This window comes from Bradyrhizobium sp. 2S1, assembly GCF_011516625.5.
GTDB classification, from domain to species: Bacteria; Pseudomonadota; Alphaproteobacteria; order Rhizobiales; family Xanthobacteraceae; genus Bradyrhizobium; species Bradyrhizobium septentrionale.
Genome location: NZ_CP147717.1, coordinates 9924797 through 9939375, shown reverse-complemented (window position 1 = coordinate 9939375; position 14579 = coordinate 9924797). Strand labels below are relative to the sequence as shown.

At 65.8% G+C, this 14579-nt stretch carries 12 protein-coding genes; 6 read left to right on the top strand and 6 right to left on the bottom strand.

The genetic code is table 11. The features are described 5' to 3' along the window. The first annotated feature begins 15 nt into the window (after positions 1–15). The 3 genes from HAP54_RS47190 to HAP54_RS47180 are packed head-to-tail and all read left to right on the top strand — an operon-like array spanning position 16 to position 3120. Positions 16–1725, top strand: a complete 1710-nt coding sequence (locus tag HAP54_RS47190) for a cache domain-containing protein (RefSeq protein WP_283843127.1) — start codon at positions 16–18, stop codon at positions 1723–1725. Next, positions 1692–2117, top strand: a complete 426-nt coding sequence (locus HAP54_RS47185) for an adenylate/guanylate cyclase domain-containing protein (protein ID WP_312022771.1) — start codon at positions 1692–1694, stop codon at positions 2115–2117. The genes HAP54_RS47190 and HAP54_RS47185 overlap by 34 nt, the downstream gene beginning before the upstream one ends. Positions 2118–2139: 22 nt before the next feature. After that, positions 2140–3120 (top strand): ABC transporter substrate-binding protein, encoded by a 981-nt coding sequence (locus HAP54_RS47180; protein ID WP_248114344.1) that lies wholly within the window; start codon positions 2140–2142, stop codon positions 3118–3120. Between the two features lie 60 nt (positions 3121–3180). On the opposite strand, the gene HAP54_RS47175 is transcribed toward HAP54_RS47180, so the two are convergent. Beyond that, positions 3181–3951, bottom strand: coding sequence for an HpcH/HpaI aldolase family protein (locus tag HAP54_RS47175; protein ID WP_166298118.1), 771 nt, complete (start codon positions 3949–3951; stop codon positions 3181–3183). A gap of 60 nt (positions 3952–4011) precedes the next feature. Then, positions 4012–4809 carry a glutamate racemase gene (gene murI, locus HAP54_RS47170; RefSeq protein WP_166298117.1) on the bottom strand — a complete coding sequence of 266 codons (798 nt, stop codon included), beginning with the start codon at positions 4807–4809 and terminating at the stop codon, positions 4012–4014. 184 nt (positions 4810–4993) lie between these two features. Between murI and HAP54_RS47165 the strand changes: the two genes are divergently transcribed. The 3 genes from HAP54_RS47165 to HAP54_RS47155 all read left to right on the top strand — a co-directional run bounded on the left by HAP54_RS47165 (position 4994) and on the right by HAP54_RS47155 (position 9258). After that, complete coding sequence (locus HAP54_RS47165) at positions 4994–5557, top strand: cytochrome b (RefSeq protein ID WP_166298116.1); 564 nt, start codon at positions 4994–4996, stop codon at positions 5555–5557. An 83-nt stretch (positions 5558–5640) separates the two neighbouring features. Beyond that, positions 5641–6687 carry an agmatine deiminase family protein gene (locus tag HAP54_RS47160; protein WP_224741487.1) on the top strand — a complete coding sequence of 349 codons (1047 nt, stop codon included), beginning with the start codon at positions 5641–5643 and terminating at the stop codon, positions 6685–6687. A gap of 156 nt (positions 6688–6843) precedes the next feature. Then, positions 6844–9258, top strand: coding sequence for a DUF2235 domain-containing protein (locus tag HAP54_RS47155; RefSeq protein WP_166298115.1), 2415 nt, complete (start codon positions 6844–6846; stop codon positions 9256–9258). Positions 9259–9274: 16 nt separating this feature from the next. Here HAP54_RS47155 and HAP54_RS47150 read toward each other — a convergent pair whose 3' ends face one another. From HAP54_RS47150 to HAP54_RS47135, 4 genes are all read right to left on the bottom strand, one after another. Continuing rightward, positions 9275–10447, bottom strand: a complete 1173-nt coding sequence (locus HAP54_RS47150) for a M20 aminoacylase family protein (protein WP_166298114.1) — start codon at positions 10445–10447, stop codon at positions 9275–9277. Between the two features lie 252 nt (positions 10448–10699). Further along, positions 10700–12007 carry an adenylosuccinate lyase gene (purB, locus tag HAP54_RS47145; RefSeq protein WP_166298113.1) on the bottom strand — a complete coding sequence of 436 codons (1308 nt, stop codon included), beginning with the start codon at positions 12005–12007 and terminating at the stop codon, positions 10700–10702. A 345-nt stretch (positions 12008–12352) separates the two neighbouring features. After that, positions 12353–13021, bottom strand: a complete 669-nt coding sequence (locus tag HAP54_RS47140) for a response regulator (RefSeq protein ID WP_166298112.1) — start codon at positions 13019–13021, stop codon at positions 12353–12355. Position 13022: 1 nt separating this feature from the next. Beyond that, on the bottom strand, positions 13023–14396 hold the full coding sequence (locus HAP54_RS47135) for a sensor histidine kinase (RefSeq protein WP_166298111.1): 1374 nt from the start codon (positions 14394–14396) through the stop codon (positions 13023–13025). Positions 14397–14579: the final 183 nt, after the last annotated feature.

Sequence of the window (14579 nt, the reverse complement as noted above, 5' to 3'; positions counted from 1 at the left end):
CGGACAACCAGCCCGATGAGTGACGCGCGTGCGACCAGTCGGAGGCCGGTTCGGATCGGCTTCCGCACCTCGATCATCACGGTGTTCATCGCCGCGGTGCTGGTCGTCGGTCTGACGCTGGTCTATCTCAGCTTCAGGCGGGTCTCGTCGATCACGCAGATGGCCGCGAGCACCTTCATCGACAAGGTGGGGCAGCTCGGCGCCGACCGCATCGACGCGCAGTTCAAGAACGTGCGCGACAATCTCGATATCCTGGCCGGGCTGCCGGCGATCCAGGAGGCCGACATCGCCGACAACAGCCGGCTCTACGCCCTGCTGGCCTCGATGCTGCGCAACAATCCGCAGATCTTCAATCTCTATGTCGGCTATGAAGACGGCTCGTTCCTGGAGATGGACGTCATCGACCGCGCCAAGCCGCAATTCCGCGCGGCGCTGAATGTCGACGCCGACGCGGTCTATCGCGTCGTGGTGATCGCCCGCACCGGAGCGGCGGCCGCTGCGCCGGTGACGCTGTTCCTGTCGGAGAACCTGATCCAGGTCGGCGAGGTGGCGGGGCCGGACAGCTATGACCCGCGGCAGCGGCCCTGGTATGTCGAAGCCTTCAAGGATCGCAAGACGCTGCTCACCGGGCCGTATGTGTTCTATGCGACCGGCGAGCCCGGCTACACGCTGCGCATTCCGCTCAAGGAGGGCCGCCGCGGCGTGGTGGCCGCCGACCTCCTGCTCAACCGGCTCGAGGAGATGCTGAGCCGGCAAAAGCTCGGCAAATCCGGGCTGGCCTTTCTGTTCAACGACGCCGACCGGATCGTCGGCCATCCCGAGATGCGCGATCTGATGGCCGAACGCCGCGACGCGCTGCCGCGGATCGACGCCCTCAAGCTTCCCGGCCTGTCCGCGGCGATCCAGTCCTGGCGCAGCGATGGGGGCGCGCAGCAGTTCTTCACCGACGCCGACGGGCGAACTTTGGTCGCGGCCTTTCACCGCATCGAGACCGCCGGGACGGCCAACATCCGCCTTGCGGTGGTCGTCCCGCTCGATGAATTCTTTGCCCAGATCATCTCGGAGCGACGCGCGCTGTTCGCCATCGCGCTCGGCTTTGTGGCCGCGATGCTGCCGTTCGCATTCTGGCTCGGCTCGCTGCTCGCCCGCTCGCTGCGCGAGCTGGCGCGGCAGACCGACGAGATCCAGCGCTTTCAGCTCGCCGACCGGCCGCGGATGCGATCGGCGATCGGCGAGCTCGACGAGCTCGGCCGTTCGGTGTTCACGATGCGCACCGTGGTACGCAATTTCTCCAGCTTCATTCCGCAGCCGATCGTCCGCCAGCTGATGGCCTCCGGCGCCTCGCTGCAGCTCGGCGGCGTCAGGCGCGAGGTCACGGTGCTCTTCACCGACGTCGCCGACTTCACCGCGAAGACGGAGAAAGCCGATCCGTCGCAGGTCATGATCTTCACCTCGCGCTATTTCGCCGCGATGTCGGAGGCGATCATGAAACACCATGGCACCATCGACAAATTCATCGGCGACGCCGTGATGGCACTGTGGAACGCGCCCGACCAGGATCTCGATCACGCCATTCACGCCTGCGAGGCCGTACTGGACTGCCTGCAGCGCAACGCCGAGCTCAACCGGGCGTTCCGCAGCGAGGGCTGGCCGGCCTACACCACGCGGTTCGGCTGCATCTCGGCGACGCCGTGGTCGGCAATGTCGGCTCCGCCGACCGCATGAACTACACCGCGCTCGGCGCCACCATCAATCTCGCCTCGCGGCTCGAAGGCCTCAACAAGAATTACGGCACGCAGGTGCTGGTCAGCGCCGCGGTGCGGGCGCGCGCCGAACACAAATTCGCGTTCCGCAGCGTCGACGAGATCCGGCCGAAGGGCTTTGCCGAGGCGATCACCGTCTACGAGCTTTGCGGCGAGCGCGGCGATTCGGAGCTGACGTTCTGCGCGTGCTGGGAGGCCGTCTACGCTGCGATCCGCGGCGCCGAGCCCGCCACGGCGCTGCTGCACATTGCCGACTTCCTGGCCGAATATCCCGGGGATGGCGTCGCGCAATACCACGCTGAGCGGCTGCGCGATGTCTTCCTGCAACCGCTGCTCGATCATCCGGTGCACTGAGATGCAGGTCGGGGCCAGGCTATTGTCTCGCAGGACCAGCCGGCGGCGCTTTCTCCTCAGGGCCGCGCTGGGCGCTGCCGCGCTCGGGACGCCTGCGATCGCCCGGGACCGGGCGCGGCTGCGGCTCGGCTATCTCCATGTCATCGCGGTCGACGGCCAGATTCTCACCGGCCTCGACCGCGGCTCGTTCGACCGGGAAGGGATCGATTTCGATCTGATCGAGTTCAACACCGGTTTCGAGGTGGTAGAGGCGATGGCCGCGGGCAAGCTCGACGTGCTCTCGGCCGGCGGCGTCATCTCGAGCCTGCTGCCGCGCGGCGGTTACACCGCGTTCCTTGTCAACGACATCGAGATCGCGACCGCTCAGCTCTGGGTGCGGCCCGACAAGGGCGTCACGACATTCGCCGACCTGCGCGGCAAGCGCATTGCGACCACCAGGATGACCACCGCCCACATCTTTCTCGATCGCGCGCTGCGCGCCAACGGCCTCGCGCCGACCGACGTCGAAATCGCAAACAGCAGCATGTCCGCGGCGGTGAACGCGTTCGTCGCAGGCGAGGTGCCCGCCGTTGCGCTGTGGGTTCCGTTCAATATCACGGTGCGTGAAAAGGCGCCCGGCGCCGTCAAGCTGGTCGACGCATCCGCCTACTATCCGCAGTCCGCCGTCGTCGTCGGCTGGGTCGCCCGGGCCAACCGCGACGTGTTCGCCCGGATCATCCGCGGCTGGGCCGACGCCAACGACCACATGCTCCGCAACAGCAAGGCGGTGGCCGACGCGTTGCAGAAGAAGCATTATCCGCAAGCCACGATCGCCGATATCGGGGAGGCGCTGGCCGCGCAGAAGATGTTCTCGTCGCGGGAGTGGAAACGGCTCTATGCCGACGGCTCCGTGGCCCGATGGCTGCAGCAGGTCAGCGATTTCTTCCTGACCGAGGCTCCGATCGCAGCAGCGACGCCGGCCACGCAATATTTCGATCCGAGCCTTTACCTCGCGACGATCTAGAGCATGATCCGGAAAAGTGTGTAGCGGTTTTCCGAAAAGATCATGCTCAAAAAAGAGACGCTACCGCTTGATCCCGGCGAAGGCGGCGGCGATGCCGCGCTGGAACAGCGACCAGTCGAAGCCGAGCGCGAGCGCGAGGTAGCCGCGCTCGATCATCGCATTGGCCTGCTCGGCGGTGCGGGCGACGCCGCCGATCGGCACGCCGCTCCTCATGATGCCTGCTTCGGCGCGCTGCATCAGCGCGACCACTTCGGGATCGTCGGGCTGCCCGCGCTTGTTGATCGAGGTGGCGAGATCGCCGGGCCCGATCACCGCGAGGTCGATGCCGGGCGTTGCCATGATCTCGTCGATCCGGTTCACGGCTTCGACATGCTCGATCGTGATCATGCAGATCATGTCGTCGTCGGCGGTCGCCATATAGTCGTTCATCGAGACGCCCCAGCGGAACGGCGCATGGAACGGGCCCCAGAGCCGGTCGCCGTTCGGCGGATAGCGCACGCTGCGCACCGCCTTCTCGGCATCGCCGCGATTGCAGATCATCGGGAAATTGATGCCGAGCGCGCCGATGTCCATCGGCGCCTTGGCGAGATAGGGCTCGTTGGCGGCGATCCGCACCATCGGCACGCAGGGCGTGCCCGAGGTGGCGACGATCATCGCATGGGCGGTGCCGAGATCAATCGGGCCGTGCTCGAGATCGACGATGATCCAGTCCAGCGACTGCGCCATGATCTGCACGGTCTGGATGCTCGGAATGGTCGCGATCGCGCCGAAGGTCGGGCGCTTGTCGCGCCACGCCTTGCGCAAGCGGTTGAGCGGCGGTGCTGGGGTCAATGCAGTGCTCCCTCGATGAGGCGAGCGGAAGCTAGCAGCACATGGTGACGGCGAAAAGGATCAGGCCGGGACGCGGCCGCCGAAGAACGGCGTCAGCGCTTCGGTCAGCCTGTGTGGGCGCTTCGAGGTGAAGATCATCTCGGCGCCGGCCTCGTCGCTCTCCGAGCCGGCCGGGCCGAGCAGGTCGGCGACGCGGCGGGCGATCGCCGGCGCCGGATCAATCCAGTCGACCGGCCAGGGCGCGAGCCGCCTCAGCCGCTCCAGCAGCAGCGGGTAATGCGTGCAGGCGAGCACGACAGTGTCGGTGCGGGCGGGGTCGTCAGCGCCATCGCCGACGAAGCAGGGCGCGAGTTCGGCCGCGATGTCCTCGTCGCGCACCCTCTCGCCGCTCAGCGCGGCTTCCGCCAGCGAGGCGAGCTCGCCGGAGCCGACCAGCGTCACCTCGCAGCCCTGCGCGAAGTCCGAGATCAGCTTGCGGGTATATTCCCGCTTCACGGTGCCCCTGGTGCCGAGCACCGAGACGCGCCTGGTTTTCGACGAGGCGCAGGCCGGCTTGATCGCTGGCACCGTGCCGACGAAGGGCAAAGGATAGGCGTCGCGCAGATGCGACATGACCAGCGTCGACGCGGTGTTGCAGGCGATCACGACCAGGTCGGGCGCATGGGCCTCGATCAGCTCGCCGACCAGCGGCACCACGCGGGCGACGATCTCGTCCTCGCTGTGGTGGCCATAGGGGAAGAATGCGTCATCGGCGACATAGACGTAGTGTGCGTCGGGCCGGGCGCGGACGACCTCGCGCAGCACGGTGAGGCCGCCGAGGCCGGAATCGAAGACAAGGATGGTTGGGGGATTGGACACGCGGAAATTCTATCCGAACCAGGGTTACCATTCAGTTGTTTTTGGCTATCCGGCGAGTTGGGCCGACAAAAGGCGCTGAAGGGCGGGAATTTCATATGGCTTTGGCAGATACCTGCAAGTATCACGGCAAGCTATTGCTGCGACGTGCGAAATCCAAATGGGGCCGCCTGGGGACCAATCCGCCATGATCCGCAATACCACCGTGAGCTGGGGCTCGCTCGCCCGCGCGTTCCACTGGGTGCTGGGCATCACCATCATCGGCATGCTGGCCTATGGCTGGTGGATGAACCATATCCCGGCGCGGGCGGACAAGTTTTTCTACCGGTCGATCCATGCCGATATCGGCTATCTGGTGCTGCTGCTGACGGTGCTCCGGCTGGTCTGGCGCGGCGCCAACCCGACGCCGGTGCTGCCGGCCGACACGCCCTCCTGGCAGCGGATCGCCGCCCGCGTCAGCCACGGTGCGCTCTATGCCGTCACCATCCTGGTGGTGATGCTGGGCTGGGCCCATTCCGGCGCCCGCGCGCAGAATTATTCTGATTTCTTCGGCCTGTTTCATGTCCCCCAGATCACCTCGCCCGACAAGGCGGCGGCCGATGCCTATGAGGATCGCCACATCTTCTTTGCCTATGTGCTGCTCGCGCTGATCGTGCTGCACCTCGCGGCGGTCGCCTTCCATCATTTCGTCAGGCGCGACCGCGTCGCGGCGCGGATGGTGGGGGCGGGTGAGGCGGACGGCGCTCGCTAGAGCCACGCGGCGGCCCGCGGCTCGGGGCGTCCCAAATTGGCCACGCGCGCGGGGCTAACTGCGCTACCTTGTGACCAACAGGGGTGGCCACCGCGGCCGGAACGCTCGTGGATCAATTGGCGCGGGATCATGCGAACTGGCGGATGCCGGACGAGGGCGCTCCGCATGCCGCGACCTGGATGGCTTTTGGCGCCAGCGCCGCGATCTGGGGCGGCAAGCTGCTTCCAGTCGCCAGGGAAAATCTCGCCAGCATTGCCAAGGCGATCGCGGCCTATGAACGCGTCAACATGTTGGTGCGCGAGGAGGACCAGGAGATCGCCGCGCGGCTGTGCGGCCCCTCGGTCAGCCTCGTCGTTCAAGCGATCGATGACGTGTGGATGCGCGATACCGGGCCGGTTTTTGTCAGGAATCCGTCGGGGCAACTCGGCGCCGTCGGTTTCAACTTCAACGGCTGGGGCAACAAGCAACGCCATGCGCTCGATGCCGAGGTCGCCGCGAACGTGGCCCGGGCCGCAAAGGCTGTGTTCATCAAGGCCGGCCTGGTGCTGGAAGGCGGCGGGATCGAAGTCGACGGTGAGGGGACGGCCATCATCACCGAGAGCTGCGTCCTCAATCCAAATCGCAATCCGGGTGTATCCCGGGACGAATGCGAGGCCGAATTGTCTCGCCTGCTCGGGCTGGAGAAGATCATCTGGCTGCCCGGCATTGCCGGCAAGGACATCACCGACGGGCATACCGATTTCTATGCACGTTTTGCCAGTCCCGGCGTTGTCGTGGCCGGCCTGGAGATGGACCCGTCGTCGTTTGACCATGCGGTGACGAGGCGGCACCTCGAACTCCTGCGCGGCGCTGTCGATGCGAAGGGCCGGCGGCTGGAGGTCGTGGTGCTGCAGGGGCCGTCGACGGTGCGGCCAAAGGTCAACAAGGACTTCGCCGCCGGCTACATCAATTTCTACGTTTGCAACCGCGCCGTGATCGCTCCTGATTTCGGCGACGCGACCGCGGACCGCAACGCGCGCGACACGTTGCGCGCGCTGTTTCCGGACCGGGAGATCATCCAGATCAACATCGACGGCATCGCCGCCGGTGGCGGCGGCATTCACTGCACGACGCAACAGCAGCCGCGCTGACGAGAGACGCCGCAGTCTTGCTCGGCGATCGTCTGGTTTGCCACGCTGGAGGGATTTTCCAGCGGATTTTCCTATCTGCTCTCTGTGATTGTACCTTGTCTGAAAAGCAATTTCAGGCAAGCATGCTGCTTTTCCAGTTTTTCAGGCAAGGCATCCATGCCAAAGAATATTGTCCTCCTTTCCGACGGAACGGGAAACAGCTCCGCAAAAGTCCTGAAGACCAATGTCTGGCGAATGTTCCAGACGCTCGACCTGTCGGACGCGCAGCGGCAGATTGCCTATTACGACAACGGCATCGGGACATCCTCGTTCAAGCTGTTCGCGATCCTGGGCGGCATTTTCGGCTTCGGGTTGAAGCGGAACGTCATCGATATCTACAGCTACTGCTGCCGCTGCCGCAACTATGTGCCGGGTGACCGCATCTACGGCTTCGGCTTCAGCCGGGGCGCCTTCACCATGCGCGTTGTCGCAGGCCTGATCGCGAATGAAGGTCTTGTCCCGTATCATGGCGACGAGATTGCGCTCGCGCGTTACGCGACCGACGCCTACCGGATTTACCGCAGGCGGTTCAGCATCACGAAGGGGCTGGTCACGCCGCTGCGCAACCTGCGCGACGGCTGCATCAGGATCTATCGTCATCTGCGGGGCATTCCACAATACGAGAAAGATGATCAGGTCGGTGTCCCGCAAATCCACTTCCTGGGTCTGTGGGACACGGTCGATGCCTATGGCGGGCCGATCGAGGAGATCGTCAGTGCGATCGACTATTGGTACTGGCCACTGTCGATGCCCGATCGCTTCATGAGCTCGAAGATCCACCGCGCCTGTCACGCGCTTGCGCTCGAGGATGAGCGAGACGCATTCAGGCCTGTGCTTTGGGACGAGCGTTATGTGCGCAATCTCGGCACCCAAAAGCTGCGTGACATGCAGCAGGGGTGGAGCGCGGACGTTACGGACGAATGGCGCGGCAGGTTGACGCCGATCGACAATCGTCGGCTCAGCCAGGTCTGGTTCGTTGGCGTTCACGCCGATCCCGGCGGCGGGTATCCGCAAGATGGCCTGTCGTATTTCACGCTCAGCTGGATGCTGGACCGCGCCGCGCCGTTCGGGCTGCTGTTCAATCCGCCTCAGCTCGAGCTTGTGCGATCGATGGCCGACCGTTTCGACAAGCTGAACGATTCACGCCACGGGCTCGCCGGCTATTATCGCTACAAGCCGCGCAACGTGCACGAACTCAGCACCGCCTTGCCGTACAAGCCGTCGTTCAGCGGCGATATCGAGTACATGCTCGGTGAATTGATTAACCGTGATCCGGAGCGCCGCGTCGAACAGAAGGCGGTCATGAAGGATCTGGAGCCGGGCACGCCCTATCTGTGGCAGCCGGACCCCATCATCCACAAAGCCGTGTTTCAACGGATCGAGGCGACCGCAAAGCCGACTCCCGCGCCGCCATTCAGCGTCGGGACCGACGGCTACGTGCCGATCATGCTGCCCGCCGCCTATCAGGTCACTGACAAGGCGGGTGATCTCTTCGCAGCGAATGATCCGGGCGATCCGGAGCCGCCGCGTCATCAGCTGCAGACCCACACGGTCTGGAATATGGTTTGGCTGCGGCGCATCGTCTATTTCCTGACAGTGTTCGCATCCGTGGCCCTGGCGGCCGTGCCGTTACTCGATCATCCGACGCTCGGCGCGGATACGCCGCTGGTTCTGCTGCGGTCGCTGATTGCGCTTGCAGGCGCGTTTTTGCCGTCGATGGTCGCTCCGTGGCTGACAGCCTACAGCGCCGCACCAGGCTTTCTCGTACTGGGCGGGGTCATCGTGGCGGTTCTGCTATTCGTCAGCGGCTGGCTGCAAACAAGAATTCGCGACGTCATGCGGATGATCTGGATGTCGCGCCCCGTGACTCCCGGCGCTTTCGATACGGTCGCTTACGCGATACGCACCCAGCCGGCCTACCGGATCTTCTTCTATTGGTCCAAACACCAGGGCCTGCCGTCGCTGTTCGCCGCCCTGATCCTGCTGATCTTGCTGGCATTGGCCAGCCAGACCGCGTTCCGCGTCGCCGATTCCTTCGGAGCATTTTGCGTCGGCAGCGGGGGCGCCGGGGCGGGCTCCGGCCAGGTCAACTTTGCGACCAGCGAGATCTGCATGCCGACGAAGGTCGCGGTGGTGCGGGACGAGGACTACCGCATCACGATCGACGTGAAGGAGGGCTGGAGCGACCAGACGATCGCGACCGATCCTCGCGGCTTCGGCTTCAGCAAGATGTCCTGGCCGATGTATTTCGGGCTGCCGTTCCGCCGGGTCGTCTTCGCAAGCTGGTTCGCACCGGTGATCCGGATCGGCGCCAAGGGCGGAGAGGAGCACGTCCTCGATCTCAAGCCGGTCGATCCCCGGCAGAGCTCGCTCTACGAGGCCAGGTTCAGGCCGCGCAGCGATGGCGAGGTTTTCATCTTCGTCAATGACGCGGTTTGGGGCTTGCCGTCGGTCTACGGCACGTTCTACGCCAACAACGGCGGCAGTGCGTCGGTGACGATCGAGCATCTCCAGATCAAGTCGCGCGAGTAACGATCGGCGGGCGACCTCATCCCGCCGGCATCTGCTTCTCGACCAGCCGGACCCAGTAGGACGCGCCGTGGCCGAGAATGTTGTCGTTGAACTTGTAGGCCGGGTGGTGGCACATCGGGCCGTCGCCCATACCGAGGAACATGAACGCGCCGGGGCGCGCTTCCAGCATGAAGGCAAAATCCTCGGCGCCCATCACTGGCACCAGATTGTCGTTGACGCGGTCGGCGCCGACCACGTCGCGGGCGACCTCGGCGGCGACGCCGGCCTCTCGCGCGTGGTTCAGCGTCACCGGATACATGCGCCCATAGTCGGTCTCGGCCGATCCGCCATAGGCGCGGGCGATGCTGGAGGCGACCTCGCCGATCCGGCGCTCGACCAGATCGCGCACTCCCGGATCGAGCGTACGCACGGTGCCGCCCAGCGTCACGGTCTCCGGGATCACGTTGAACGCGGTGCCGGCTTCGAACATCGTGATCGAGATCACCGCCGATTTCAGCGGATCGACATTGCGCGACACGATCGACTGCAGCGCATTGATGATCTGGGCGCCGATCAGGACGCTGTCGACCGCCTCGTGCGGCGCGGCGCCGGCGTGGCCGCCCTTGCCGTGCACGACGATCTTCAACGTGTCCGACGAGGCCAGCATCGGGCCCGGCGTGGTCGCGAAATAACCTTCGGGCAGGCCAGGCATGTTGTGCAGGCCATAGACCTCCTGGATGCCCCAGCGGGTCATCAGCCCGTCATCGACCATCGCCTTGCCGCCGGCGCCGCCTTCCTCAGCCGGCTGGAAGATCACGACCGCCGTGCCGTCGAAATTGCGCGTCTCGGTGAGATATTTTGCGGCGCCCAGCAGCATCGCGGTGTGGCCGTCATGGCCGCAGGCGTGCATCTTGCCCGGAATCTTCGAGGCGTAGGCGACGCCCGAGGCCTCCGCGATCGGCAGCGCGTCCATGTCGGCGCGCAGTCCGATGGTCTTTCCAGAGGTGGACTTGCGGCCGCGGATCACGCCAACCACGCCGGTGCGCCCGATCCCCGTCACCACCTCGTCGCAGCCGAACTCGCGCAGTCTGTCGGCGACGATGCCGGCGGTGCGGTGGACCTCGTAAAGCAGTTCGGGGTTCTCGTGGAAGTCATGGCGCCAGGCGGCCATTTCATCCGAGAGCGCGGCAACGCGGTTGACGATGGGCATGGGGACCGTCCGTTTTTTCTGGTGAGTTCGTAGGGCGGGTCAGCGTAGCGTAACCCGCCGGCTTGTCACGGGGAATGGCGGGTTACGCCGGAGCCTGTCATCGGGCCGCGCTGCGCGCGGACCCGGTGGGCTAACCCGCCCCTACGACTACGTTTCCTCAGCCCGTAGCCCGGATGAAGCGCAGCGTAATCCGGGGCCGAGCACGCGGGACCATCCCGGATTTCGCTTCGCTCCATCCAGGCTACAAGGTCTTCAGCTCTCGCCGAACACCCGCTTGAAGATCGTGTCGACATGCTTGAGGTGATAGCCGAGGTCGAACTTCTCCTCGATCTCGGCATCGGTCATGTATTTCTTCACGTCGGGGTCCTGCTTCAGCAGCGTCTGGAAATCACCTTCGCCGCGCCACACCGGCATCGCGTTGCGCTGCACGAATTTGTAGGCGTCCTCGCGGCTGGCGCCCTTCTGGGTCAGCGCGATCAGGACGCGCTGCGAATGCACCAGGCCGCCGAGCCGGTCGAGGTTCTTCTGCATGTTCTGCGGATAGACCAGGAGCTTCTCGATCAGGCCGGCGAGGCGGACCAGCGCGAAGTCGAGCGTCACGGTGGCATCGGGGCCCATCATGCGCTCGGCCGAGGAATGCGAGATATCGCGCTCGTGCCACAGCGCGACGTTCTCCAGCGCCGGCGTCACATAGGCGCGCACCATGCGCGACAGGCCGGAGAGGTTTTCCGACAGCACCGGGTTGCGCTTGTGCGGCATCGCCGAGGAGCCCTTCTGGCCCTCGGAGAAGAATTCCTCCGCTTCCAGCACCTCGGTGCGCTGCAGATGGCGCACCTCCACCGCGAGCCGCTCGACCGAGGCGGCGATCACGCCGAGGGTGGCAAAATACATCGCATGGCGGTCGCGCGGGATGACTTGCGTCGAGACCGGCTCCGGCCGCAGCCCCATCGCTTTCGCGACGTGCTCTTCGACCCGCGAGTCGATCTGGGCGAAGGTGCCGACCGCGCCCGAGATCGCACAGGTCGAGATCTCGTCGCGCGCAGCGACCAGGCGGGCGCGGGCACGTGCGAACTCGGCATGGGCATAGGCGAGCTTGAGGCCGAAGGTGACCGGCTCGGCATGGATGCCATGGGAGCGGCCGATGGTCGGCGTCATCTTGTGCTCGAAGGCGCGCGTCTTCAGCGCCGCCAACACCCGGTCGAGATCGGCGATCAAGAGGTCGGCGGCGCGCTTGAGCTGGACGTTGAGGCAGGTGTCGAGCACGTCGGAGGAGGTCATGCCCTGGTGCACGAAGCGCGCCTCGGGGCCGACGATCTCGGCGAGATGGGTCAGGAAGGCGATGACGTCGTGCTTGGTCTCACGCTCGATCTCGTCGATCCGCTCGACATTGAAGGTGGCATCCTTGCCCTTGGCCCAGATCGTCCTGGCGGCTTCCTTGGGGATCACCCCGAGCTCGGCCAGCGCGTCGGCGGCATGCGCCTCGATCTCGAACCAGATCTTGAAACGCGTCTGCGGCTCCCAGATGGAAGCCATTTCCGGGCGGGTATAGCGGGGGATCATCGAAAACTCCGAAGCGGGGCGGGGGGCGCTGGGCTGCTCCCGGCCGAATTGTTTTTTACGCCGTGCTTTAGCAAATCGGGCCCCGGGAGGCCACCCATTCGGGGCATTTGGAGGGGAAAACCGGTGCTTTCGGAGGGTCGAAAAAGGGCGGTTGAGCGGGCGCCGCTTAACCTCGCCCCGCGTGCGGGGAGAGGTCGGAACGCATCGCAAGATGCGTTCCGGGTGAGGGGGAGTTTCCGCGCACCTGTCTGTCACCGAATCTGCGGAGACAGCCCCTCACCCCAGCCCTCTCCCCGTAAGAACGGGGAGAGGGAGCGGTAAGAACGGGGAGAGGGAGCGGTCCCGCTACAGGTTCGCCAGGCCGCATTCGACGGCCAGGCGGACCAGCTGGGCGTCGGTCCGCAGGCCGGTCTTGGCCTTGATCAGATAGTGGTAGTTCTGCACGGTCTTGGTGCTGAGGTTGAGGTTGGCGGCGATCTGTTCCTTGGTGTTGCCGGCCGCGAGCTGGCGGAGGATTTCGATCTCGCGCTCGCCGAGCTGGTCGAGCGCCGATCTGGTCGGCACCAGGTTTTCCAGGGCGAGCACCCGCGCGACGTCGTCGCTCATGGCGTGCTCGCCGCGCGCCACCGAGCGGATCGCCGCGATCAGCTCGGCCGGCTCGCTGCCCTTGGTGACGAAGCCGCTGGCGCCGGCGCCGAACGCCGCCTTCACCTGCGCCGCCTCGCTGTGCATGCTGAAGACGAGGATGCGGGCATCAGCGTCGTGCGCGCGGATGTTGCGGATCGCTTCCAGCCCGCTGGCACCGGGCATCGAGATATCCATCACCACGACGTCTGGCGTGTGCGACTTGAACTCCCGGTAGGCATTGGCGGCGTTGTCGGCCTCGGCGACCACGCGGAAATCGTCCTGGTGCTCAAGCACGCGCCGGTAGCCCTGGCGGACGACGGGATGATCGTCGACCAGCAGGATCGAGATGCCCCGAGTCTTCGCTTCTATCGTCTTCGCGGTCGTCATCTCAGGCGGCAAGCGGAATCGTGGCGGCGACGGAGAGCCCGCGGCTGGCGCGCGCAATGGACAGCGAGCCGCCGAGCGCTGCGACGCGCTCGCTGACGCCGGTGAGGCCGAAGCCCGCTGACTGCGCCACCTTGGCGGCATCGCCGCCGCCATCGTCCTCGACCCGCACCAAGAGCGCGTTCTCGGCTCCGGTTCGCCGCTCGATCCGCAGCACGATCTCGCGCGCGTCGCTGTGGCGCAGTGCGTTGGTGAGGCACTCCTGCGCGACGCGATAGGCGGTGGCCGCGACCGTGCCGCTGATATCGGCAAGGTCGCCCTGCATATCGAGCTGGATCAGCGGCTGCGTCGCGGCACGGGATCGCCAGCTGTCGACCAGATCGACCAGGCTTGCCTCCAGCCCGAGCTCCTCGGCCGGCGGATGGCGTAAGCGATTCAGCGTGTCGCGCAGGCAGGCCATGATGCGGCGCGTCGCCTGCGAGATCATTCGTGCGTCCTGCGCGATTTCGGTGCCGGCGGCGTATTTGTCCCCGGCGCTTGCCTCGATCGTGTTGGCGAAGGCCAGGATCGCGGTGAGGTTCTGGCCGAACTCGTCGTGCAGCTCGCGCGCCAGTGTGCGGCGTTCGTCGTTGCGGATTTCGAGCAGCCGCCGCGTCAGCACCGTGCGTTCCTCCTCGGCCTCTGCGAGGCGGTCGCCGAGATCGCCGACGGCGCGTCCGATCATCGCGAGGTCCATCGAGCGGACGCGCGGCAGCGGGGTGCGGTACTCGCCGTCCGCCATGCGCCGCAGCGCGGTGACGATCGCGTGGGCCGGCGCCAGCGTATGCGCGATGGCAAGCGAGGCGAGCAGCGCGATGGCGAGTGCCATCAGCAGCGCGACATGGATATTGTCCAGGATGTGCTGCCAGGCGAGCGCGGTGGCGGCATCCGGATCGGAGGTCACGCGCACGGTTCCCGCGGTCGCAGTGCGGGCGCTGATCGGCCGTTGCACCGTGGCGTGATCGCCGAGCACGGTCTGCACCGTGGCCGCGAACCAGCGCGGCGGCGCCTTGCCGATGCCCTTGCTCTGGCCGCAGAGCGGCTTCTCGAAGGCGCCGGCCGGTTCGAATTGCACGCAGATCCCGGGCGCGATCAGGCCCATGGTTTCGATGGTGCGCCACTCCGGCGCCGGCAGCAATTGTTCGCGCATCCGGTTGCTGCGCAGCAGCAATTCGCGCCAATACAGCGCCTCGAGCGCCTGCGAGACCCGCTCGGCGGACGCCTCGGTGGCGCGATCGACGCTGCGATAGGCGTCGATCGTGGCCCAGACGGTGGCGGCGCCGAGGCACAGCGCGACGATGATGAGCAGGCGGGCGACCAGTTGAAGCACGAGGCGCATGCGATCACTCCACGGCCGGAACACGATCCGGAAAAGCGTGAGCCGGTTTCCCTCGCGACAAACGCGGAACGCGTTTGCGCGGAGGCCATGCTCCAACGAGAGAGTGATGCTAACAGCACCGGTATTCCCCGCCAATCGCAAGCATGCGAAGCTATGCAGGTCGGGAAATTTGCCCGACGAAAC